Origin of the sequence: Pseudomonas sp. RU47, from assembly GCF_004011755.1 — a bacterium.
Taxonomy (GTDB): Bacteria; Pseudomonadota; Gammaproteobacteria; order Pseudomonadales; family Pseudomonadaceae; genus Aquipseudomonas.
This window is the reverse complement of record NZ_CP022411.1, coordinates 4,891,813-4,913,183: the sequence shown is the minus strand read 5'-3', so window position 1 is coordinate 4,913,183 and position 21,371 is coordinate 4,891,813. Positions and strand designations below refer to the sequence as shown.

General features: G+C 60.1%; 18 protein-coding genes, 6 tRNA genes and 1 pseudogene. 17 read left to right on the top strand and 8 right to left on the bottom strand.

Annotated features, from left to right (window positions below; translation table 11 throughout):
- Nucleotides 1–19: 19 nt before the first annotated feature.
- The 6 genes from CCX46_RS22385 (at nt 20) to CCX46_RS22360 (ending at nt 6,127) form a co-directional block, all read left to right on the top strand.
- Nucleotides 20–1,675: an AMP-binding protein gene (locus CCX46_RS22385; RefSeq protein WP_127929364.1), complete on the top strand. Its 1,656-nt coding sequence runs from the start codon at nt 20–22 to the stop codon at nt 1,673–1,675.
- A gap of 31 nt (nt 1,676–1,706) precedes the next feature.
- Nucleotides 1,707–2,150, top strand: a complete 444-nt coding sequence (locus tag CCX46_RS22380; protein WP_095051070.1) for a hotdog fold thioesterase — start codon at nt 1,707–1,709, stop codon at nt 2,148–2,150.
- A 275-nt stretch (nt 2,151–2,425) separates the two neighbouring features.
- Nucleotides 2,426–3,232, top strand: a complete 807-nt coding sequence (locus tag CCX46_RS22375) for an alpha/beta fold hydrolase (protein ID WP_127929363.1) — start codon at nt 2,426–2,428, stop codon at nt 3,230–3,232.
- Nucleotides 3,229–4,083: an alpha/beta hydrolase gene (locus tag CCX46_RS22370; protein ID WP_127929362.1), complete on the top strand. Its 855-nt coding sequence runs from the start codon at nt 3,229–3,231 to the stop codon at nt 4,081–4,083. Before CCX46_RS22375 ends, CCX46_RS22370 begins: the two co-directional genes overlap by 4 nt.
- Nucleotides 4,084–4,198: 115 nt before the next feature.
- Nucleotides 4,199–5,005, top strand: a complete 807-nt coding sequence (locus CCX46_RS22365) for a DUF4892 domain-containing protein (RefSeq protein WP_095120607.1) — start codon at nt 4,199–4,201, stop codon at nt 5,003–5,005.
- A gap of 69 nt (nt 5,006–5,074) precedes the next feature.
- Nucleotides 5,075–6,127, top strand: a complete 1,053-nt coding sequence (locus tag CCX46_RS22360; protein WP_127929361.1) for an AI-2E family transporter — start codon at nt 5,075–5,077, stop codon at nt 6,125–6,127.
- A gap of 540 nt (nt 6,128–6,667) precedes the next feature.
- Here the strand turns inward: CCX46_RS22360 and xopAW are convergent.
- From xopAW to CCX46_RS22345, 3 genes are all read right to left on the bottom strand, one after another.
- On the bottom strand, nt 6,668–7,522 hold the full coding sequence (gene xopAW / locus CCX46_RS22355) for a XopAW family type III secretion system calcium-binding effector (protein ID WP_127929360.1): 855 nt from the start codon (nt 7,520–7,522) through the stop codon (nt 6,668–6,670).
- A 235-nt stretch (nt 7,523–7,757) separates the two neighbouring features.
- Complete coding sequence (locus CCX46_RS22350; RefSeq protein WP_127929359.1) at nt 7,758–8,807, bottom strand: sensor histidine kinase; 1,050 nt, start codon at nt 8,805–8,807, stop codon at nt 7,758–7,760.
- Entirely contained in the window at nt 8,807–9,556 is a 750-nt protein-coding gene (locus tag CCX46_RS22345; protein WP_446730731.1) for a response regulator, read from the bottom strand. Before CCX46_RS22345 ends, CCX46_RS22350 begins: the two co-directional genes overlap by 1 nt.
- Before the next feature lie 296 nt (nt 9,557–9,852).
- On the opposite strand from CCX46_RS22345, the gene pyrF reads away from it, so the two are divergent.
- The gene (gene pyrF, locus CCX46_RS22340; protein ID WP_162483045.1) at nt 9,853–10,551 is read left to right on the top strand and encodes an orotidine-5'-phosphate decarboxylase; all 699 of its coding nucleotides are present in this window, start codon (nt 9,853–9,855) and stop codon (nt 10,549–10,551) included.
- A 127-nt stretch (nt 10,552–10,678) separates the two neighbouring features.
- Here the strand turns inward: pyrF and CCX46_RS22335 are convergent, their stop codons facing one another.
- Complete coding sequence (locus CCX46_RS22335) at nt 10,679–11,683, bottom strand: NADP-dependent oxidoreductase (protein WP_095120604.1); 1,005 nt, start codon at nt 11,681–11,683, stop codon at nt 10,679–10,681.
- A gap of 237 nt (nt 11,684–11,920) precedes the next feature.
- On the opposite strand from CCX46_RS22335, the gene CCX46_RS22330 reads away from it, so the two are divergent.
- From CCX46_RS22330 to CCX46_RS31200, 4 genes and pseudogenes are all read left to right on the top strand, one after another.
- Nucleotides 11,921–12,682: an SDR family oxidoreductase gene (locus CCX46_RS22330; RefSeq protein ID WP_016983635.1), complete on the top strand. Its 762-nt coding sequence runs from the start codon at nt 11,921–11,923 to the stop codon at nt 12,680–12,682.
- Nucleotides 12,683–12,872: 190 nt separating this feature from the next.
- A complete protein-coding gene (locus CCX46_RS22325) occupies nt 12,873–14,273 on the top strand; it encodes an aminotransferase-like domain-containing protein (RefSeq protein WP_127929357.1) in 1,401 nt (466 codons plus the stop codon).
- A gap of 109 nt (nt 14,274–14,382) precedes the next feature.
- Nucleotides 14,383–15,489 (top strand): annotated as a pseudogene (locus CCX46_RS31205) (HAMP domain-containing protein); the annotation flags it as partial.
- Nucleotides 15,469–16,350: a methyl-accepting chemotaxis protein gene (locus tag CCX46_RS31200; RefSeq protein WP_410479234.1), complete on the top strand. Its 882-nt coding sequence runs from the start codon at nt 15,469–15,471 to the stop codon at nt 16,348–16,350. The pseudogene CCX46_RS31205 and the gene CCX46_RS31200, both read left to right, overlap by 21 nt.
- A 930-nt stretch (nt 16,351–17,280) precedes the next feature.
- On the opposite strand, the gene CCX46_RS22315 is transcribed toward CCX46_RS31200, so the two are convergent.
- The gene (locus CCX46_RS22315; RefSeq protein ID WP_174245077.1) at nt 17,281–18,039 is read right to left on the bottom strand and encodes a hypothetical protein; all 759 of its coding nucleotides are present in this window, start codon (nt 18,037–18,039) and stop codon (nt 17,281–17,283) included.
- A gap of 383 nt (nt 18,040–18,422) precedes the next feature.
- Between CCX46_RS22315 and CCX46_RS22310 the strand changes: the two genes are divergently transcribed.
- The 6 genes from CCX46_RS22310 (at nt 18,423) to CCX46_RS22285 (ending at nt 19,046) form a co-directional block, all read left to right on the top strand.
- A tRNA-Glu gene (locus CCX46_RS22310) sits at nt 18,423–18,498 on the top strand.
- A gap of 2 nt (nt 18,499–18,500) precedes the next feature.
- A tRNA-Gly gene (locus CCX46_RS22305) sits at nt 18,501–18,576 on the top strand.
- A gap of 104 nt (nt 18,577–18,680) precedes the next feature.
- Nucleotides 18,681–18,756, top strand: a tRNA-Glu gene (locus CCX46_RS22300).
- A 3-nt stretch (nt 18,757–18,759) separates the two neighbouring features.
- Nucleotides 18,760–18,835: transfer RNA gene (locus tag CCX46_RS22295), tRNA-Gly, on the top strand.
- Nucleotides 18,836–18,892: 57 nt separating this feature from the next.
- A tRNA-Glu gene (locus CCX46_RS22290) sits at nt 18,893–18,968 on the top strand.
- A 2-nt stretch (nt 18,969–18,970) separates the two neighbouring features.
- Nucleotides 18,971–19,046: transfer RNA gene (locus CCX46_RS22285), tRNA-Gly, on the top strand.
- 127 nt (nt 19,047–19,173) lie between these two features.
- Here the strand turns inward: CCX46_RS22285 and CCX46_RS22280 are convergent.
- The 3 genes from CCX46_RS22280 to CCX46_RS22270 form a co-directional block, all read right to left on the bottom strand.
- Complete coding sequence (locus tag CCX46_RS22280) at nt 19,174–19,812, bottom strand: LysE family translocator (RefSeq protein ID WP_127929354.1); 639 nt, start codon at nt 19,810–19,812, stop codon at nt 19,174–19,176.
- 1 nt (nt 19,813) lies between these two features.
- Entirely contained in the window at nt 19,814–20,584 is a 771-nt protein-coding gene (locus CCX46_RS22275; protein ID WP_127929353.1) for a 2OG-Fe(II) oxygenase, read from the bottom strand.
- A gap of 89 nt (nt 20,585–20,673) precedes the next feature.
- A complete protein-coding gene (locus tag CCX46_RS22270; RefSeq protein WP_127929352.1) occupies nt 20,674–21,300 on the bottom strand; it encodes an alanyl-tRNA editing protein in 627 nt (208 codons plus the stop codon).
- Nucleotides 21,301–21,371 lie beyond the last annotated feature (71 nt).

The following is a 21,371-nucleotide window of genomic DNA, read 5'->3' as shown; positions in this document are numbered from 1 at the left end:
AAAAACAGGAGCGAGTCGCATGTCTGCTGCCTTCCGTTTGCCGCTGGACGTGTTCTACGAGCGTGAAGCCCGGCACCCGCGCCAGCGCTTTCTGGTGCAGCCCGTCGGTGGCGGCCAAGTCGAAACGCTGAGCTGGGCGGATGTCGGCCATCAGGCTCGCTGCGCCGCGCACTGGTTGCGCGCCCGCGAGTTGCCGCAAGGCAGTCACATCGCCCTGATCTCGAAAAACTGTGCACACTGGATCATCGCCGACCTGGCGATCTGGATGGCCGGGCACGTCTCCGTTCCGTTGTATCCCAACCTCACCGCCGACTCCGTCGCGCAAGTACTCAATCACTCGGAAAGCGTCCTGGCCTTCATTGGCAAACTCGACGATTGGCCGGGCATGTCCAAAGGCGTGCCGGCGGATCTGCCGACCATCAGCCTGCCGCTGCATCCGCCCGGGGATTTCGATTTCAGCTGGGCCGACCTGCAGCGCAGCTCACCGATTCAGGACGATCCGCGCCCGGCGGCCGAGCAACTGGCGACAATTATCTACACCTCCGGCACCACCGGCCTGCCCAAAGGCGTGATGCACAGTTTTGCCAATCTCGGTTTTGCCACGACCCGTGGCACGCAACTGTTCGGCCTCAACGAGAGTGACCGGCTGCTGTCGTACTTGCCGCTGTGCCACGTTGCCGAGCGCATGTTCGTTGAGCTGGCGTCGATCTACACCGGGCAGACAGTGTTCTTCGCCGAGAGCCTTGAGACGTTTATCACTGACTTGCAGCGCGCGCGGCCGACCGCGATGTTTGGCGTACCGCGCATCTGGACCAAATTCCAGATGGGCGTGTACAGCAAGATTCCGGCGAAGCGTTTGGATTTTCTTCTCGGCCTGCCGTTCATTGGCAAACGGATCGGGCACAAAGTACTCGCAGGACTGGGGCTGGATGCCTTGCGCGTGGCGCTGTCCGGCGCCGCGCCGGTGCCGCAGACCTTGCTCGCCTGGTATCAGAGACTCGGCCTTGATGTGTTGGAGGTCTATGGCATGACCGAGGGCTGCGGTTATTCGCACATCTGCCTGCCTGGGCAATACAAGCAGGGCTGGATCGGCAAGCCGTGTCCGGATGTCGAAGTGCGCATCGATGAGTCGGGCGAGGTGCAGGTACGCAGTCAGGCGAACATGCTCGGCTATTTCAAGGAGCCGCTGAAAACCGCAGAAACGATTACCGCGGATGGCTTTCTGCGCACCGGCGACAAGGGCGAACAGGATGCAGAAGGGCACCTGCGCCTGACCGGTCGGCTCAAGGAAATCTTCAAGACCAGCAAGGGCAAATACGTCGCCCCGGCGCCGATTGAAAATCGCCTGGCGGTGCATTCACGGATCGAACAGGTCTGCGTGGTCGGTGACGGCTTGAGCGCACCTCTCGGATTGTGCGTGCTGTCGACGGTCAATCAGGAGGAGGGCCGGGCGAGTCTGCACTCGAGTCTGGAAAAACTCCTGGAGGAGGTCAACGCCGCGCTCGACAAGCATGAGCGCCTGCGCCGGTTGGTGGTGGTCAAGGACAGTTGGGCGGTGGAAAACGGCTTCCTTACGCCGACCCTGAAGATCAAGCGCAACGTCATCGAAGACACCTATGGCGCGCGTTTCGAAGAATGGAGCGAGCGCAGCGAGGCGGTGCTGTGGCAGGATTGAGCGACGACTAAAACAACAAAGGAAGTCTGCGATGAGCTTGTGGCGTACCACTCCGAACATCGAGCAGTTGAACGCAATCCAGAAGAACACCATCGGCGAAGTGTTGGACATCCGCTTCGAAGCGTTCGACGAAGAATCGCTGACCGCGAGCATGGTCATCGACCATCGCACCCATCAGCCGTACGGTTTGCTGCACGGCGGCGCGTCGGTAGTGCTGGCGGAAACCGTCGGCTCGATGGCCAGTTACCTGTGCATCGATGCCAGCAAGTTTTATTGTGTGGGGCTTGAAATCAACGCCAACCATTTGCGCGGATTGCGCAGTGGCCGGGTGACGGCGGTGGCCAAGCCGATTCATATCGGACGCACCACCCATGTGTGGGACATCCGTCTGACCAGCGATGAAGGCAAGGCCAGTTGTGTGTCGCGGCTGACCATGGCAGTGGTACCGCTGGGTGAGCAGCCACCCTCACCCTAACCCTCTCCCAGAGGGAGAGGGGACTGACCGGGCTGGATGTTCGAGTTGCGCCGACCTGAGTTATCGAGCCGAACTCAGGTTTTGAAACTCATGCAAATCTGCTCCCTTCCCCCTCGCCCCCTTGGGGGAGAGGGCTGGGGTGAGGGGGTAGCGATCCGACTGACTCACCATAGCCCTGACCGGACTGTCATCATTCCTGGCAGTTACGGTCATTGCTGTCGGGCGCGGTCTTACGGACAATCAACGCCACGTTTCCTGCTCATGGATTTACCAGCATGTCGCAACCGATCTTTTTCGCCCACGCCAACGGGTTTCCCTCGGGTACCTATGGCAAGTTGTTCGCGGCGCTGGCGCCCGAGTATCGGGTTGCACATCTGGAACAGCATGCCCATGACCCGCGTTTTCCGGCGGACGACAACTGGTACAACCTCGTTGATGAGCTGATCCACCATTTGCAGCAGCAGGATCAACCGGTGTGGGGCGTCGGCCATTCCTTTGGCGGTGTGTTGCATTTGCACGCAGCGCTGCGTTGTCCTGAGTTGTATCGCGGCGTGGTGATGCTTGACTCGCCGGTGCTGACCCGTACCGATCAATGGGTGATCCGTGCGGCCAAGCGCTTTGGTTTTATCGACAAACTGACCCCGGCCGGCCGCACCCTTGGCCGGCGCGAAGAATTTGCCGATCTCGACAGTGCGCGCAGCTATTTTGCGGGCAAGACGCTGTTTCGCGGTTTCGATCCGGAATGCTTCGATGCCTACCTGCAGCACGGTTTGCATCAGGTTGGCGACAAGCTGCGCCTGCGCTTCGACCCGGCGACCGAGATCAGCATCTATCGCGGCGTGCCGCACACCAGCCCTGGCCGTACGCGTCAATTGCAGGTGCCGTTGGCGGTGGTGCGCGGGCACAAGAGTCGCGTGGTCATGCGCCATCACACCCGTTTCGTTTCACGTCTGGCCCAAGGCGAGGCACTGAGCATGCCCGGCGGACACATGTTCCCGCTTGAGCGTCCGCAGGACACCGCGCGCCTGTTGAAAAACCTGTTCAACCGCTGGGAAAACCGCCAGGACAAGGATTGCGCATGAGCCCGACCTTCGAAGAAGTGCGCCTGAGCCTGCCGCATATCGAACTGGCCGCGCATTTGTTCGGGCCCGAGGACGGTGTGCCGGTGATCGCGCTGCATGGCTGGCTCGACAACGCTAACAGCTTTGCCCGTTTGGCGCCGAAGCTCAAAGGCTTGCGCATCATCGCGCTGGACATGGCCGGGCACGGGCATTCCGGGCATCGGCCGAACGGTGCCGGGTATGCACTGTGGGACTATGCCCATGACGTGCTGCAAGTCGCCGAGCAACTGGGCTGGAAGCGGTTCGGCCTGCTTGGGCATTCGATGGGCGCGATTGTTTCGCTGGTGCTGGCGGGGTCGTTGCCGGAACGCATCAGCCATCTGGCGCTGATTGACGGCGTGATTCCGCCTACAGACAAAGGCGAAAACGCCGCCGAACGTATGGGCATGGCCCTGCAAGCGCAACTGGATCTGCACGAGAAACGCAAACCGGTCTACAACACCCTCGACCGCGCTATCGAAGCGCGCATGAAAGGTCTGGTCGCAGTCAGCCGTGAGGCCGCCGAATTGCTGGCTCAGCGCGGACTGATGCCGGTGCCCGGTGGCTACACCTGGCGCACCGACAATCGCCTGACCCTGCCATCGCCGCTGCGCCTGACCGAGGAACAGGCGATGGCTTTCGCGCTGCGAGTCAGTTGCCCGGCGCACTTGGTGGTCGCGGCTGAGGGCATGCTGGCCAAACATCCCGAGCTGCTGGAACGTCTACCCTTTAGCCGGGAACAGTTGGCGGGCGGGCACCATTTGCACCTGAACGATGAGGCCGGGGCCGACCTTGTCGCAGACTGTTTCAATCGGTTCTTCGCCATTCCTTGACTTGCTGCGGGCAACTGTCGAGGCTGGTCGGGTTGAAATGGGAGACAACCACGATGGATTTCTATACCGCTGCGACCTCGAATTACCCAGTCATGCCGATCCGATGAGCCTGACTATGCGGTCACTCAGTCTGTTGGCACTGTGCTGTTTCAGTACCGTTTCGTTCGCCGCCGATGTGCCGGGCAGTCAGGATCTGCAGATCGTGCCGCGTCTGGCCGATGCACAGATCGTCGACTATCGCCCTCCGGTTGAACTGGAGCGCATCTATCCGCTGGGCTCGATCCGCAAGATCAGTGGCCAGCTGCGTTTCGACGGTCAGGTCACCGCCCGTGGCCAGACCACTTCGGTGACCTACGAATTGCCGCCCGAACACTCCGCCACCGAAGCCTTTACCGCTGCTCGCGAAGCCCTGCAAAAACAGGACGCCGAATTGCTGTTCTGGTGTCAGGCGCGTGATTGCGGCGAAAGCAGCCTGTGGGCCAACGAGGTGTTCGGTAACGCCAAACTGTATGGCGCCGACGAGCAACAGGCCTATCTGCTGTTGAGGCTGGCGGCACCGCGGGACAACACGCTGGTGGCGCTTTACAGCATCACCCGCGGCAATCGCAAAGCCTATCTGCATGTCGAACAATTCGAGGCAGTGGCACCGCTGGGTGAGTTGCTGCCGACCTCGGCGACCCTGTTACGTCAGCTCAAAAGCACCGGTGAGCTGGACTTCCCTGATCGCGTGAATGAGCCGGATGACACCTGGCTACGCCTGATTTCCCGAGGTCTTAACCTTGACACGACGTTGCGCGTCACGGTATCCGGGCCCAAGGCCGAAGCCTGGCGTGAGGCGCTGATCAATCAGGGTGTTCGGGCGGCACGCATGGAAACCGGCAGTGTCGAAGGCTCTGGCCTGCGCATCGATCTGTTGCGTTAAGCTGTTGCGGGCGAGCACGAACCGCGTGTTCGCCTACTCTTTGCCTGACTGACTTTTTCGAGACCTTACATGCTCAATAACGATCGCCTGCTGGTGCAGATCCTGCTGCTGGTGTTGTTTGGTGCCAGCCTGTGGGTGATGGCGCCGTTCTGGTCGGCGCTGTTCTGGGGCGCGGTGCTGGCGTTTGCCAGTTGGCCGCTGATGCGCCTGCTGACCCGTTGGCTCAATGGTCGCGAGTCCTTGGCTGCGGCGATTCTGACGTTGGGCTGGATGCTGCTGGTGGCGGCGCCGCTGGTGTGGCTGGGGTTCAATCTGGCCGATCATGTGCGTGATGCCACGGCGTTCATCAAGGATGTGCAGGTCGACGGTCTGCCTGAGGCGCCAGCGTGGCTGGGGACTGTGCCGTTTATGGGCGAGCGGTTGGTCGGGTTGTGGAACAGCATTGATCAGCAGGGTGCCGCATTGATGGTATCGATCAAACCCTATCTGGGGCAGGTCGGTAACTGGCTGCTGGCGCGCAGTGCGCAGATTGGTGGTGGCATTCTCGAACTGACGTTGAGCATTGTCTTTGTGTTCTTTTTCTACCGTGACGGGCCGCGACTGGCGGCGTTTGTGCACAGTTTGCTGGAGCGCTTGATCGGCGATCGCGCCGGGTATTACATCGAGCTGGTGGCCGGTACGGTGCAGCGCGTGGTCAACGGCGTGATCGGCACGGCGGCGGCGCAGGCGGTTCTGGCGTTGATCGGGTTTTTGATTGCCGGGGTGCCGGGGGCGTTGGTGCTGGGGATTGTCACCTTTCTGTTGAGTCTGATTCCGATGGGGCCGCCGTTGGTGTGGGTGCCGGCGACGGCCTGGCTGGCGTGGAAGGGTGAGTATGGGATGGCGGTGTTTCTCGGGATCTGGGGGACATTCATCATCAGTGGCGTGGATAACGTGCTCAAGCCGTATCTGATCAGTCGCGGCGGGAATTTGCCGTTGGTGATTGTGTTGCTTGGGGTGTTTGGCGGGTTGATTGCGTTTGGGTTTATCGGGTTGTTTATCGGGCCTACGTTGTTGGCGGTGGCTTATAGTTTGTTGACGGATTGGAGCAAGAGTCAGTCTCGGGTTGAAGAGCGGCGCTAGCGGTTTTGGGTTTTGGGTGAATATCCGTTGCTGCGGTAACGGCTGCTTAGGGTTCCGCCCTTACGGCGGGTCACTTTTTCCAGACGCCCGGAATGCCGGCCCAGAAAAAAGTAACCAAAAAGGCTTGCTCCTGCGTGCGGCCCGCTCGCTGGGGCTCGGGGTTCCTTCGCTCCGGGATCGATCCGGGCGCAGCGTCTCCGGTTTGCTTCGCTGCACCTACTCCCGCTGTGTTTGGCTGCGCCAAACGGTCGCTGCGCTCCCACGCCCGGATCAATCCCTCCACTCAGCCTTCCGACGTCGCCTTACAGATCAAGAGCTGCAGCCGAGCTAACGCTCATCCTGTTGAGTGGTGAAGAGGTCGGCTTTTGTTCGGTGTTGGATTCGCCCCTCACCCCAGCCCTCTCCCGAGGGAGAGGGAGCCGATTTTCGGGCTTTTCATGATCTGAGTTCAACGCGGTATTGCACGCCGGCGTAGCTCTCCCAAACACCTCGATCAGTCCCCTCTCCCTCTGGGAGAGGGTTAGGGTGAGGGGCGTCGACTCAAGTCGCCACATTCAAATACTTGCCCACCGACGCCGTCTTCTCCAGCGAGTACTGCTTGCTCAAATTGGCAATCATGCGGTTCAGCGCTTCTGTCGTGCTCTGGGTCGAAGCGGTCTGTTCTTCGTCAGGTCGTTCACGGCCGGCCTGTAAAGCCGCTTTCAGTTCATCACTGCTCACGCCACCGCTGCTGTCGCTATCGAGAACCTTGAGCAGCGCTGCGCTGGTGTCAGTGCTGGTGGTTGAAGTCGCGCTGTCGCTGGCTTGCAGTGCGCTGCTCAGTTCGGTCGCGGTCACGCTGCCGTCGCCATCAGCGTCGAGCTGGCTGAACAGTTCGTCGCTGTTGATTTGAGGTGGCGGAGGCGGTGGTGGGGTCAGGCTGGCGGTGAGTTCGTCCTGGCTGACGGTGCCGTCCTTGTTCTTGTCGAGTGCGGAGAAGAGTTCGTTGCTGTCGGCGGTGCTGCCGGCGCTGGTCAGGCCGCTGCTCAGTTCGTCGCTGCTGATGGCGCCGTCGCCATCGGTGTCGAGGGCGCTGATCAGGGCGTCCGCCAGGTCGGTGTCGGGGGCTTGATCACCGGGCGGCGGCGGGGGCGCCATGGCGGTCATTTCTTCGGCGCTGAGGCTGCCGCTGTCGTCGCTGTCCAGATCGCCGAATTGTTTGCTCAGGTTGACCAGCAGGCCGTCGTCGGACTTCTGCGACAGGGCGCTTTTCAGTTCGTCCTGGTCCACCGCGCCGTCGCTGTTGCTGTCGAGTTTGGCGAACAGTTCTTTTTGCAGTTGCTGGCTGCGCGCGTTTTGCGTGGAGGTGCTGCTGGTGCTGGTATAGCTCGTGTAGTTGCTGACGCTACCGATCATCGGACTCACTCCCTGGAATGGAAAACCGGTGGGTGTACCGGCTTATGCAGGGTCAGGGCGCAAGTTGTCCGGGGTATGTGGGGTTTGTACCGGACGGTACACACGGCAGAATGAACACCGCCAAACCCTGTGGGAGCGAGCCTGCTCGCGAAGAGGCCGGTACATTAACAAGAGATGTTGGATCAGTTGACGCCTTCGCGAGCAGGCTCGCTCCCACAGTGAGTCGGTGGCGTTCTCAGGGGCGTGGCAGGCGAATGATGGCGGTAAGGCCGCCGCCCGGGGTTTCTTCAAGATTGAGCTGGCCACCCAAACGTTGCGCCGCCTCGCGAGCAATGGTCATCCCTAGCCCCACACCGCCGGAATTGCGATTACGCGAGCCTTCCAGCCGATAAAACGGTTCAAACACCGCTTCACGCTTGTCTTCGGCAATTCCCGGGCCGTGGTCGATCACGCGAATCAGCAGTTGTTCGCGCTGATCCTGCAGTTCAATCCGCGCCTGCCCGGCGTAACGCAGGGCGTTGTCCATCAGGTTATTGATGCACGAACGCAACGCCATCGGTTGTACCGGCAGCGGTGCGCAATGGCCGCTGACCTGCACGTCGGCGCCCTGGTCCTGAGCGTTTTCGCACAGCGATTCGACCAGCGCCTGCACATCCATCAACTGCAAGGCTTCGCTGGTGCGTTGTTCGTGCAGGTAGGTGAGGGTGGCGTCGAGCATGCCGATCATGTCGTCCAGGTCCTGACGCATCTGGCCTTGCAGCTTTTCGTCGCTGATATTTTCCAGGCGCAGTTTCAGCCGAGACAGCGGCGTGCGCAGGTCGTGGGATACGGCACCGAGCATGCGTGCGCGTTGCTGCACCTGTTCGCGAATGCGCCGCTGCATCAGGTTGAAGGTGTGCGCCGCTTGCCGTGCTTCTCGCGGGCCAGACTCATCAAGTGGCGGGCTGTCGAGGTCTTCGCTGAGGCGTTCGGCGGCGTCGCTCAGGCGCTGGATCGGGCGACTGAGCAGTTTGGCGCCGTACCACGCCGCGATCATCAGCGTGATGAACTGGAAGGTCAGCGGCACCACCGGCCCACCGAACCATGGGCGCGGGGGCCGTGGCGGGTAGCGCGGGTCCTGCGCCATCGGTTGGCCGTCGGCGCCCTGGGAGAACTCCGGAGGTGGCGGAGGCGGGGGCGGGCCGTAGAGGCGGAACCAGGTGAAAGCCAGCAGGTGCGCGAGGACGATCGCCACGAACAGCACGCCAAACAGGCGGCCGAACAGCGTGTCGAAGCGCGCCCGCATCAGCCGATGTCTCGCGCGTCGAACAGGTAACCTTCACCGCGCACGGTTTTGATCAGCTGTGGGGCTTTCGGATCGTCGCCGAGTTTTTGCCGCAGACGCGACACCAGCAGATCGATGCTGCGGTCGAAGGCTTCGATTGAGCGACCACGGGCAGCATCGAGCAATTGTTCGCGGCTGAGCACCCGACGCGGTTTTTCGATAAACACCCAGAGCAGGCGGAATTCGGCGTTGGACAGCGGCACTACGAGACCATCGTCGGCGATCAACTGGCGCAGAACGCTGTTCAAGCGCCAGTTGTCGAAACGGATGTTGGCCCGCTGTTCGGTTCGGTCATCGCGCACCCGACGCAGAATCGTTTGAATGCGGGCGACCAGTTCACGTGGTTCGAACGGCTTGGCCATGTAGTCATCGGCGCCCAGTTCCAGGCCGATGATACGGTCGGTCGGTTCACAGCGGGCGGTGAGCATCAGGATCGGGATGTCCGATTCGGCGCGCAGCCAGCGGCACAGCGACAAGCCGTCTTCGCCGGGCAGCATCAGATCCAGCACGACGACGTCGAAATGCTCGGCCAGCATCGCCTGGCGCATGGCTGCACCGTCGGTGACGCCGCTGGCGTGGATGTTGAAGCGCGCGAGGTAATCGATCATCAGCTCGCGGATCGGCACGTCGTCATCGACGATCAGCGCACGAATGCTCCAGCGCTTGTCGTCTTTAGGCTCATCCGTCGCGGTCATTTGGTTGTTGTGCATGAGGCTGTTCATCTGCCAGTAGGCCGCCAACCACAAAAGATGGGCTGCGAGGTGGTGGTTTCAGCATAGGCGTCCAGCCGTAAGGCGGGAAGTGCTGATGTAAGGACGTGTTGCGGCTGGCGAGGCTAGCGCGGGCGCTTGTTGCTGGCGTGTCGGCTGTGTATCGGAGTCGACACAATAGCAGCGAGCGCTATGCTGATCACGGCCGGCGCGACGATTTACCGATCATCGGGTGCCGCGCTGCCGCCGGTTCCGCTACAATGCGCGCCGATTTCGACCTGCCTGAGAGCCCATTCATGTCCGCCTGCCAGACTCCTATCATCGTCGCCCTGGATTTCCCCACCCGTGACGCCGCACTGAAGCTGGCCGACCAGTTGGACCCGAAACTGTGCCGGGTCAAAGTGGGCAAGGAACTGTTCACCAGTTGCGCCGCAGAAATTGTCGGCACCCTGCGTGACAAGGGTTTTGAAGTATTCCTCGACCTGAAATTCCATGACATTCCCAACACCACCGCGATGGCCGTGAAAGCCGCCGCCGAGATGGGCGTGTGGATGGTCAACGTGCATTGCTCCGGTGGCATGCGCATGATGGCCGCCTGCCGTGAAGAGCTGGACAAGCGTAGCGGCCCGCAACCGCTGCTGATCGGCGTGACCGTGCTGACCAGCATGGAGCGTGAAGACCTCGCCGGTATCGGCCTGGATATCGAACCGCAGGAACAAGTGCTGCGACTGGCTGCACTGGCCGAAAAGGCTGGCATGGACGGTCTGGTGTGCTCGGCGCTGGAAGCCACGGCACTGAAAACCGCGCATCCGTCGCTGCAACTGGTGACCCCGGGGATTCGTCCGGCGGGCAGCGCGCAGGACGATCAACGCCGCATTCTGACCCCGCGTCAGGCACTGGATGCCGGTTCCGACTATCTGGTGATCGGCCGTCCGATCAGCCAGGCGGCTGATCCGGCACAGGCGCTGGCGTCGGTTGTCGCCGAAATCGCCTAAGCCACACTGAAGATCCAAATGTGGGAGCGAGCCTGCTCGCGAAGAGGGTGTATCAGTCGAAGTCAGTATCGACTGAACCACCGCTTTCGCGAGCAGGCTCGCTCCCACATTGGTTTTTGTGCTGGCCTTAAACCTTCAACACCAACTTGCCGAAGTTCTCACCGCTGAACAATTTCATCAGCGTTTCCGGGAAAGTCTCCAGGCCTTCGACGATATCTTCCTTGCTCTTGAGTTGCCCCTTGGCCATCCAGCCGGCCATTTCCTGCGCGGCGCTGGCGTATTGCGCGGCATAGTCCATCACCACAAAACCTTCCATCCGCGCGCGATTGACCAGCAGCGACAGATAGTTGGCCGGGCCTTTGACCGCTTCCTTGTTGTTGTACTGGCTGATCGCGCCGCAGATCACTACGCGCGCCTTCATGTTCAAGCGGCTCAACACCGCATCGAGGATGTCGCCACCGACGTTGTCGAAGTACACGTCCACACCTTTCGGGCATTCGCGTTTAAGTCCCGCCACGACATCTTCGGACTTGTAATCGATGGCACCGTCAAATCCCAGTTCATCGATGAGGAATTTGCACTTGTCGGCACCGCCGGCAATGCCAACCACACGGCAACCTTTGATCTTGGCGATCTGCCCGGCAATGCTGCCCACTGCGCCCGCCGCACCGGACAAGACAACAGTGTCGCCGGCCTTGGGTGCGCCGACATCCAGCAGAGCAAAGTAAGCGGTCATGCCGGTCATGCCCAGTGCCGACAGATAAACCGGCAGCGGTGCCAGTTTCGGATCGACTTTGTAGAAACCTCTTGGCTCGCCGAGGAAGTAATCCTGCACGCCAATGGCACCGTTGACGTAGTCGCCGACGGCAAATCCGGGATTGTTCGAGGCGATGACTTTTCCCACGCCCAGTGCACGCATGACTTCGCCGATACCGACCGGGGGGATGTAGGACTTGCCTTCGTTCATCCAGCCACGCATGGCCGGGTCGAGGGACAGGTATTCGTTCTTGACCAGAATCTGGTTCGCTGCCGGTTCGCCCACCGGTACTTCCTGATAGGTGAAGGTCTCGCGGTTGGCCGCACCCACCGGGCGTTTGGCGAGCAGGAACTGGCGATTGGTCTGGTTGGTCATGGCAGGCACTCGAACGGAATGAAGCCTTGTTGATAGACCCTCAGCGGCATTGGCGCAAGGTTGGCTGACGCGGCGAATGCACGCCGATCCAGTGCAGTGATAATCACTGGCATGGTTTTATCACTGCGGTGCATGGGTACATAAACAGCCATTGGATAGTGCTGACGTGCGGCAGACCTCAATGACTATGCTGCGAATCTACAAATCCCCTGCATCTAGCCCTTCGAGGACATAACAATGAGCATGACGTTTTCCGGTCAGGTTGCCGTAGTCACTGGCGCGGCCAACGGCATCGGCCGTGCGACCGCGCAGGCGTTCGCCGCCGAGGGCCTGAAAGTGGTGGTCGCCGACCTGGATGCGGCGGGGGGCGAAGGCACAGTCGCGTTGATTCGTACCGCCGGTGGGGAAGCGACGTTCGTGCGTTGCAACGTGACCGTCGAAAGCGAAGTGAAAAATCTGATGGACGAGGTCATCAATACCTACGGCCGTCTGGACTATGCCTTCAACAATGCCGGCATCGAAATCGAAAAAGGCAAACTGGCCGACGGCTCGATGGATGAGTTCGACGCGATCATGGGGGTCAACGTCAAAGGCGTCTGGCTGTGCATGAAGTATCAACTGCCACTGTTGCTGGCGCAGGGCGGCGGGGCGATCGTCAACACCGCCTCGGTAGCGGGGCTGGGCGCGGCACCGAAGATGAGCATCTATGCGGCGTCGAAGCACGCGGTGATCGGTTTGACCAAATCGGCCGCCATTGAATACGCGAAGAAGAAAATCCGTGTCAACGCGGTGTGTCCGGCGGTGATCGATACCGACATGTTCCGCCGTGCCTATGAGGCCGATCCGAAGAAGGGCGAGTTCGCCAACGCCATGCACCCGGTCGGTCGTATCGGCAAAGTCGAGGAAATCGCCAGTGCCGTGTTGTATCTGTGCAGCGACGGTGCAGCATTCACCACCGGTCACTCGCTGGCCGTGGACGGCGGAGTCACCGCATTCTGAACTGAACTCAGGAAAAACAGCCCGCATTCCTTGCGGGCTTTTTTTTGAATCACGGTCAGTTCCGTGAAGCCCCTTAAACAATGTGTATCAAACCGTTAGAACGGTCGCTTTTGGCGGCGTTGTCGCACAGCCTGTCCGGCGCGGCTGTGATTTACTGCCGCCAGCAAAACGGACAGGAGTTTGCTTGCTCATGGAATTGAGAATTGATCGACAGGCAATGGTGCCGGTCGTGCAGCAGATTGTTGACGGACTGACGGAGTGGATCCTGCAAAGTGGTGTGCCGCCGGCTACCCGTTTGCCTTCGGTTCGGCAAATTGCTCGAGGCAATCTGCTCAGCCAGTCGTGTGTTGTCGAGGCGTGTGAACGGCTGGTATCGCAGGGTGTTTTGAGCTCATGCCAAGGCACCGGGTTCATCGTCGCTGCCGCGCCAGCGATGCTGGGTGCAGAGGATGAACTGGCGCCATTCGAAGGCCGGTTTGCCTGGTGCGATGCAGTCTGCGAGGCCGCAGGCGGCTTGAAACTGGGGGCCGGAGGTCTGCCGCAAAGCTGGCGCGAGCCTGACGACCTCAGCTATGCGCTGCGCGAGGTGGCTCGCACCGACATGGCCAGCCTGTTCAACTACAGCACGCCATTAGGACTTCCAGCGTTGCGCGAGCAGATCGTCAAACGCCTCAAGCTGTTCAGTATCGAGGCCCGCAGTTCGCAGTTGCTGAGTACCTGTGGCGCCAGCCATGCGCTGGATCTTATCGTGCGCACCTTGTTCAAGGCCGGTGACTGCGTAGTGGTCGAAACCCCCGGGTATGCGCCGCTGTTCGACCTGCTGCGCCTGCATGGCGTGCGCATGCTTGAGGTGCGCCGCACCCCGACCGGGCCGGACATCGACGCACTGGAGGCTTTGCTGCAACAGTTTCGGCCAGGTGCGGTGTTCATCAACAGTCATCATCACAACCCCACCGGCAGTTGCCTGTCGCCAAGCGTGGCGCAACGCATCCTGCAACTGAGCAAAGCCTACGATGTGCGCTTGATCGAAGACGATGTCTACGCGGACTTGCACACCGGTAACGGTACACGACTGGCAGCGCTGGACGATGAGGGACGGGTCATCTACGTGGGCAGTTTTTCCAAGACCCTCAGCAGTTCGTTACGGGTCGGGTTCGTCTTCGCCGACAGCGAAATTGTCAGGCGGCTGGCGCAGGTCAAGATGATCAGCGGCTTGGGCGCATCAAGGTTTTCCGAGGCGGTACTGGCCAGCCTGATGGGTTGTGGCGCTTACCGCAAACTGGTACAGCGCCAGCGTCAACGCCTGAATGCTGACCGGGCTGCCGCTTTGCAGGCCCTGGAGGATGCCGATTGGGAGGTTTTCGGCAAACCTGCAGGCGGGCTGTTCATCTGGGCGCGTTCGCGCATGACCGATCATTCTCGAATACGCCGGCAGGCGCAGCGCTGTGGCGTGTTGCTGTCAGCGCCGGATGCCTTCAGCCCCAGTGGCGAGGCGGGCGACTGGCTGCGGATTAACGTCGCGTACGCCTGCGACCCGCGCGCTCGGCAGTTTTTCCGCAACACCGGTGCGGATCGACCTCAAGTGTTCTGAAAACGACGCGGGCGTAGCTTTTTGCCATTATTCCGACGCCAGAGACTTGTGCGGGTGAGTGGCCGTTGCGACTCTTCGCTCTACTGACAATGGCAGGGGACTACGCGCAATGATTTCGGCCATGCAAGGACGTTTTGCCAACCTCGGTATGGCAAAAAAACTGGGTATCGGGTTTGTATTGGTTTTGCTTCTGACCGCGCTGGTGGCGGCCATTGGCGTCTGGTCCCTGCAAACCATCAGTCATCGTTTCGATGGTCTGAAACAGATGTCCTCGCTTAACAGTGGCCTGCTCAAAGTGCGCCTGCTCGAGCAGGAATATGCCTTGCGAGGCGATCCGAAGACGGCCGATGCCCTGCGTAAGGGCGTCGACGAACTGGTTGCTCTGGCTGATCAGCTCAAAGCGCAGTCGGCGGCCAATGTGCCGGTCATGAATGATGTGCAGCAGTCGCTCGGCGCTTATCGAAAAGCGTTCGACGAGTTTGTGTCGTTGACTCAGGCCAAGGACCTCGCGCTGGAAATGGCCAGTTGGTCGGTGTCCAGTGTGGCCAATAATCTTGATGTCTTGCAGGCCGGGCTTGCCGACGACGGTGCATATACCTTGAAGGACACCGAGGGCAAGGACGGGGCGCAGTTCATCGAACAGGCCAGTCAGGTCAGTCAGGTTTCGCGCTTGATGCTGCAGGCAATGAACGAAGCGCGGATTCGTCTGGATCAAAGCCGCAAGGGCGATGCCGACGGTGCCGGCAAAGGCAATATCGAACAGGCCGCACAGGCCCAGACGCAGGCCGAAGAACTGAAAACCACGGTCAAGGACGAGGGTTACCTGACCGTGCTCAATGAAGTGTCCGGGCATATCGCCGGTTTCAACGACAAACTGGCCGAGTACACCGGATTGCTCGCGCAGGAAAAGACCGTCTACGAGCAATTGCACCAGCGTGCCGACCAAGTGGTCGAGCGGGTGAATCAGGCGTATGTCGCTGAAGACGGCGCGATGCAGGCGGAACTGAAGAAAAACTCGCTGTTGATCATTGGTTCATCGGCGCTGGCGTTGTTGGTCGGCTTGCTCGCGGCGTGGCTGATTACCCGACTGATCGTCGCGCCATTGCGCAGCGTGATTCGGGTCGCCCAGCAGATTGCCGCTGGTGACTTGAGTGCAACGGTGGAAGTGACCCGGCGCGACGAGATCGGTCAGTTGATGCTGGCGATGCAACAGATGGGCGCGGGTCTGAGCACCATCGTCAGTGGTTTGCAGGCGGGGATCGAGCAACTGGCCAGTTCGGCGCAATCGTTGTCGACGGTCACTGAGCAGACCAACCTCGAGGTCAGCAGCCAAAAGGAGGAAACCGAGCAGGTCGCCACGGCGATGAACCAGATGACCGCCACCGTGCATGACGTTGCGCGCAACGCCGAAGAAGCGGCGCTGGCCGCGCAGACGGCGGATGACAAGGTCGAGAGTGGTCAGCAGGTGGTGCGCCAGAGCATGGCACGGATCGAACAATTGGCCGACTCGGCGACATCGGCCAGTTCCAGCATCGAAAGCCTCAGTGCGGAAATCCAGAATATCGGCACGGTGCTGGGAGTGATCAAGAGTGTCGCCGAACAGACCAATCTGTTGGCGTTGAATGCTGCGATTGAGGCAGCACGGGCAGGTGAGCAGGGCAGGGGCTTTGCGGTGGTGGCCGATGAGGTACGTGCATTGGCTCGGCGCACGCAGCAATCGACTGAGGAAATTGAACGGCTGGTCAGTGCGCTGCGCTCGGCGGCGCATGCTTCGGTGCAGCAGATCCAGAGCAGCGGGGAGTTGGTGAAGCTGGCGGTCAGTGATGCGTTGCAGACCGAGAGTGCGCTGGGGAGTATTGCGGCGGCGGTGTCGTTGATTCAGCAGATGAATCAGCAGATTGCGGCGGCGGCCGAGGAGCAGAGTTCGGTGGCGGAGGAGATCAATCGCAGTGTGACGAGTATTCGCGCAAGTGCGGATCAGTCGTCGATCGCGATGCGCGGCAATGCGGCTTCGAGTGTTGAGCTGGCGCAGTTGGGGAGTGAGTTGCGGGGGATGGTTGGGCATTTTCGGCTTTGACGCTTTGACGCTTTGACGCTTTGACGCTTTGACGCTTTGACGCTTTGACGCTTTGGGCTTGGCGGCCTTTGGGCCGACCAGGCTCTTGGGGTTTTGGGTGTATATCCGTTGCTGTGGGTGTTGCTGATTAGGGTTCCGCCCTTACGGCGGGTCACTTTGGCAAACGCCCCAAAGTAACCAAAGGTCTTTGCCCTGACGTTCGGCCCGCTCGCTGGGGCTCGGGGTTCCTTCGCTCCGGGATCGATCCGGGGGCATCGCCTACGGTTTGCTTCGCTGCACCTCCTCTCGATGTGTTCGACTTCGTCGAACGGTCGCTGCGCTCCCACCCCCGGATCAATCCCTCCACTCAGCCTGCCGACGGGCCTTAAGATCAAGAGCTGCAGCCGAGCTAACGCTCATCCTGTTGAGTGGTGAGAAGCAGAAGCGATGCGCGGTCTGCTCTTGCTCTTTTGTGGGAACAAGCTTGCTCCGGGCGGTGTTCCGGCGAAGGCGGCCTGACAGCCGACCAAGCTCTGTCAGATTTGCTCAACCCCATTATAGGAGTGAGCCTGCTCGCGATAGCGGCTTGGCGGCCAACCCATCTCTGCCGGATGTACTCAAACCCTGTGGGAGCGAGCCTGCTCGCGAAGGCGGCCTGACAGCCGACCAAGCTCTGTCAGATGTGCTCAATCCCATTGTAGGAGTGAGCCTGCTCGCGATCTCGGCCTGGCGGCCAACCCATCTCTGCCGGATGTACTCAAACCCTGTGGGAGCGAGCTTGCTCGCGAAAGCGGCCTGACAGCCGACCAATCTCTGTCAGATGTGCTCAAACCATGTGGGAGCGAGCTTGCTCGCGAAAGCGTTCTCACATTCACCGGGCGTCTATCGTGTTCACTCTCGCGAGCCCACAAAAAAGCCACCTCTCGGTGGCTTCTCTTTCAACTTCTGCAATCAGTCGTATATCACTTTCTTTTTCCAGTCCGCATCGGCCTCGACATCTTTGAGGCCGGCAGTCAGTTGGTTCTCTTCACCTTCAACCGGTGCGATTTTGTCCATGACTTGGGCGTTGGCGCGGGCCAGCAGTTTTTCCAGGTATTGCAGTTGCTCTGCATACATCTGTGGATCCTGCTGTTTGCGCAGGTATTGCACGCCGCGTTCGAAGGCGAGGCGGGCCTGGCCGGGCTGGTTTTGTTGCAGGGACTGTTGGCCGAGGTTATTGAAGAACTCGATGTGCAGCAGCACCAGAATATGGCGGACTTCGCGAATCCAGTGTTTGGCTTCGTTCGGTGGCAGGAAGCCGTCGTGAGCGGCACGGGTGATTTGGCCGTGGAGGGCTTCGAGCAGGAAGCGCACGTCTTTGGCTTTGGCTTCGGTCAGAATCGGCGACGGCGGGTTGTTGACCGGGATCGATTCGCCTTGGGCGACCAGGGCGCTCAGTTCGGTGATGCGCGCTTTGGTGGTGGCGCTGGTTTTTTCCAGGTTCAGCAGGCGCTGGCAGACGTTCAGTTCCAGACGGGTCAGCAGCAGCTTGAGTGCCGGGGTCATGAACTGGCCCGGGAAGGTTTCGGTCAGTTCGCCGCAACGGCGCAGGCGGTCGTTGAGTTCGACCTTGGTGCGGGCCTTCTCCAGTTTGTTGTTTTCCACCACATGGTTCATGTAGCCAATGGCGATCAGAATTGCGATCCCGGCTATGACTAGCAGGGTGATCATGAGTGGTGTCACCGGTAAGACCTCTTTATAGGGTTCGCATGCGAGTGTAGTGGCTGGGCATTTAACCGCCTAGCGCCGCTCGACTGGTTGGTTCGGCAGGTTCAATCTGTATCGGCCGCACGCTGCTTATATGAATGCTGGCGCTGCGGGTTCAGATTGCCATCACTGTGGGTGGACTATAGCGTCTTGGCGAGTGGCGGAATATAGGCGTCAATCGTCGGGCGACGGAAAAGCCTGATTGCCGCCGTAAAGCAGGTCGAAGTCATTGATTTAAATAAATTTATATCAAGGGGTTGACGACCTCTCAATCCATCCATAGAATGCGCGCCACTTGCAGCGTAAAGCACACAGCGAAGCGCGGCAGGGAGTGAATGTTGTAGTGTGTCCCCTTCGTCTAGTGGCCTAGGACACCGCCCTTTCACGGCGGTAACAGGGGTTCGAGTCCCCTAGGGGACGCCAATGCGGGAATAGCTCAGTTGGTAGAGCACGACCTTGCCAAGGTCGGGGTCGCGAGTTCGAGTCTCGTTTCCCGCTCCAATTTTAAACAGCAGTGCTTTCGGGCGGTGCTGAGTGAAACCAGAACCAAGTCTTCGGGCAAGGATCTGGACACCGAAACACACACCATGTGTTCCGGGTAGCGTGTCCCCTTCGTCTAGTGGCCTAGGACACCGCCCTTTCACGGCGGTAACAGGGGTTCGAGTCCCCTAGGGGACGCCATTTGCGGGAATAGCTCAGTTGGTAGAGCACGACCTTGCCAAGGTCGGGGTCGCGAGTTCGAGTCTCGTTTCCCGCTCCAAATTCTAAAAGCGCCGCTCAGTGAGCGGCGTTTTTATTAGTGAAAGTTGTAGCCTGTGTCCCCTTCGTCTAGTGGCCTAGGACACCGCCCTTTCACGGCGGTAACAGGGGTTCGAGTCCCCTAGGGGACGCCATTGCGGGAATAGCTCAGTTGGTAGAGCACGACCTTGCCAAGGTCGGGGTCGCGAGTTCGAGTCTCGTTTCCCGCTCCATATTCACAAAAACGCCGCTCAATAGAGCGGCGTTTTTGTATGCGCGGGATTTGTGGCTGTGCTGTCAGCGCTAAAGAAAAAGGCCCGCCGAAGTGATTCGGTGGGCCTTTTTGCGTTTTTGCGTCTGCTACCAGGACAGCATCAAGCGACCGGCAAACAGGATCAGCACCACTCCCATGGTGCGTTCGAACCAATGCCCCATGCGCATGAACAGCACTCGAACCCGACTGCTCGAGAAAAACAGCGCAACCACGACAAACCACAGCGCATTCACAAAGCACATCCACAGCCCGTAAAAGGCCTGGATTTGCAGTGGCGTGCTGGCGCTGATGATCGTGGTGAAGATTGCCAGGAAAAACAGCGTGGCCTTGGGGTTGGTCGCATTGGTCAGAAACCCGGTGCTGAAGGCTTTGAACAGCGTCTGCTCAACAACTGGTTCATCGCTGGTTTTTTCACCTTCAAGGGCTGACTTTGGCTTGCTGCGCAGCAGGCTGACACCCAGATACAGGATATAAGCACCGCCAATCACTTTGGCTACGGTCAGCAACCACGGCGTGGTGTGCATCAGCGCCCCGACACCCAACAGCGTGTAGAGCACGTGCACGGAAATCCCTGCGCCGATACCCAGCGCCGTGCAGATCCCCACCAATCGGCCGAAGCGTACGCTTTGGCGAATCGTGACTGCGAAGTCCGGGCCGGGAGCAACCACGGCCAGAAAGTGAATGGTTGCCAGCGCCAGAAACTCGCCCAGATAATTCCAATACATCTCAGCTCCAGTAGGTCAGGGGTGAAGCATTGCCGCGATAGCCGACAAAAAAGGAAAGGCTCAAGCGCGGATCGGCCACGCCTGGGGTCACCGAGTGCATGCGCCGCGAATTGAACATGATGAAATCGCCGGGTTGCGGTCTCACTTCGAGGGCGGGAGGGCCGAGCAGCGCCGGTTCGATGCCGTAACTGTCGCCACGCATCTCGTCGAATTGGTCCGGGGTGATGTCGTCGTCCCACACCTGCAGCGCGCCGCCTTCGGTCGGCATGTTCAGATAGACGTTGCAGGCAAACTGCGCCTCCAGGCTGCGTGCCTGGAAGCTGTCCGGGGCATCCTTGGCGAAAATGTCGTGATGGGCTAGGAAGCACACCCCCGGTTTCACTACTCGTGAGAGGCCGACATACATTTTCCGGCCATAAAGATTTTCCAGATGCGCGCCGGCCGGCCAGGATTCGTCGAGCATGCAGCGCAAGGTATCGATGGGTGAGGAGTAGGGCGCGCAGCGATTGCGCAGTTCAGCGATGTTGCTGGTAGCGCGTTCGAAGTAATCCTCGATCAGCAGCGGCTGGTTTTCCGCCTCATAAAAAGCCATGCCGATGCGGCCGATACTCGGCGCGTTGATGTAACCCTCAAAGCCTGGAGCGAGAATCTTGTCGCCAATCTGAATGGCCAGCGGCTCCGGCAAAAAGCCTTTGACGCGAATGGCGAGGACTTCTTCGTTGGCCAGTTTTTTTATGCACGTCTCATCGAGACGCTCGACGTCTAGCATCATTTTTTTTAGGTCCATCTATCGATAGTCTACGGAAGCTGCGAGTGCAGTTCCCCGGCGTCGGACGCTGCGTGAGGCAACGTCCGGAATGCTCAATCCACGCTGTAGTGGACGGACAACGTGCCTTTCTTCTGCGAAAGGGACGCGATCGTGACTGTGCCCAGATCCTTCAGGCTACGTACATGGGTGCCGCCGCAGCCGTAGGCGGGCAGTTCACCGAAACCGATCTCCCGCGCACCTTCGCGCAGCGAGGTCAGGCGGGGCAGATCGTGTTCGATCCACTGACCAATGCCGTATTGAACGGACTCTGCGTCGACTTCCTGCGCGGCATCGCCGGGCTTGAATTGCACTCGACCTTCGTCCGGCCAGTGGTGTGCCTTGATCGGCGTCCAGCCCAGGGCTTGCACGAAATGCCCGATCAGATGCCCGGCCGAATGCATGCGTGTGTTGAAGCGACGGCGCTCCTCGTCGATGCGGATGCAGGTCATGCCGAGCGCCACCGGTCGATCGACAAAATGAATGATCCGGTCCGGCTCCTGCACTACACGCAGTACCTGGCTCTCGCCGATCCAGCCGGTATCACACGGCTGACCGCCACCTTGCGGATGGAACAATGTGGCGCGCAGCACCACGGCAAATTCGTTCTCTTGGGGCGTGCAGTCGAGGACTTCCACATTGGCCTTGAGGTCATCACTATGGAAAAAGAGGCGAAGCGTCATATTCCATGCCCTTATTAAAGTTTCTGTTTTTATTATATGAATCGTGTAATAACGTGATAATCCGTTCAAAC

Bases quoted from the DNA above. Each gene is read 5' to 3' on its own strand.
- CCX46_RS22385 (WP_127929364.1), top strand. From the start codon at position 20: ATGTCTGCTGCCTTCCGTTTGCCGCTGGACGTGTTCTACGAGCGTGAA.
- CCX46_RS22380 (WP_095051070.1), top strand. From the start codon at position 1,707: ATGAGCTTGTGGCGTACCACTCCGAACATCGAGCAGTTGAACGCAATC.
- CCX46_RS22375 (WP_127929363.1), top strand. From the start codon at position 2,426: ATGTCGCAACCGATCTTTTTCGCCCACGCCAACGGGTTTCCCTCGGGT.
- CCX46_RS22370 (WP_127929362.1), top strand. From the start codon at position 3,229: ATGAGCCCGACCTTCGAAGAAGTGCGCCTGAGCCTGCCGCATATCGAA.
- CCX46_RS22365 (WP_095120607.1), top strand. From the start codon at position 4,199: ATGCGGTCACTCAGTCTGTTGGCACTGTGCTGTTTCAGTACCGTTTCG.
- CCX46_RS22360 (WP_127929361.1), top strand. From the start codon at position 5,075: ATGCTCAATAACGATCGCCTGCTGGTGCAGATCCTGCTGCTGGTGTTG.
- xopAW (WP_127929360.1), bottom strand. From the start codon at position 7,522: ATGATCGGTAGCGTCAGCAACTACACGAGCTATACCAGCACCAGCAGC.
- CCX46_RS22350 (WP_127929359.1), bottom strand. From the start codon at position 8,807: ATGCGGGCGCGCTTCGACACGCTGTTCGGCCGCCTGTTTGGCGTGCTG.
- CCX46_RS22345 (WP_446730731.1), bottom strand. From the start codon at position 9,556: ATGCACAACAACCAAATGACCGCGACGGATGAGCCTAAAGACGACAAG.
- pyrF (WP_162483045.1), top strand. From the start codon at position 9,853: ATGTCCGCCTGCCAGACTCCTATCATCGTCGCCCTGGATTTCCCCACC.
- CCX46_RS22335 (WP_095120604.1), bottom strand. From the start codon at position 11,683: ATGACCAACCAGACCAATCGCCAGTTCCTGCTCGCCAAACGCCCGGTG.
- CCX46_RS22330 (WP_016983635.1), top strand. From the start codon at position 11,921: ATGAGCATGACGTTTTCCGGTCAGGTTGCCGTAGTCACTGGCGCGGCC.
- CCX46_RS22325 (WP_127929357.1), top strand. From the start codon at position 12,873: ATGGAATTGAGAATTGATCGACAGGCAATGGTGCCGGTCGTGCAGCAG.
- CCX46_RS31200 (WP_410479234.1), top strand. From the start codon at position 15,469: ATGCTGGCGATGCAACAGATGGGCGCGGGTCTGAGCACCATCGTCAGT.
- CCX46_RS22315 (WP_174245077.1), bottom strand. From the start codon at position 18,039: ATGATCACCCTGCTAGTCATAGCCGGGATCGCAATTCTGATCGCCATT.
- CCX46_RS22280 (WP_127929354.1), bottom strand. From the start codon at position 19,812: ATGTATTGGAATTATCTGGGCGAGTTTCTGGCGCTGGCAACCATTCAC.
- CCX46_RS22275 (WP_127929353.1), bottom strand. From the start codon at position 20,584: ATGATGCTAGACGTCGAGCGTCTCGATGAGACGTGCATAAAAAAACTG.
- CCX46_RS22270 (WP_127929352.1), bottom strand. From the start codon at position 21,300: ATGACGCTTCGCCTCTTTTTCCATAGTGATGACCTCAAGGCCAATGTG.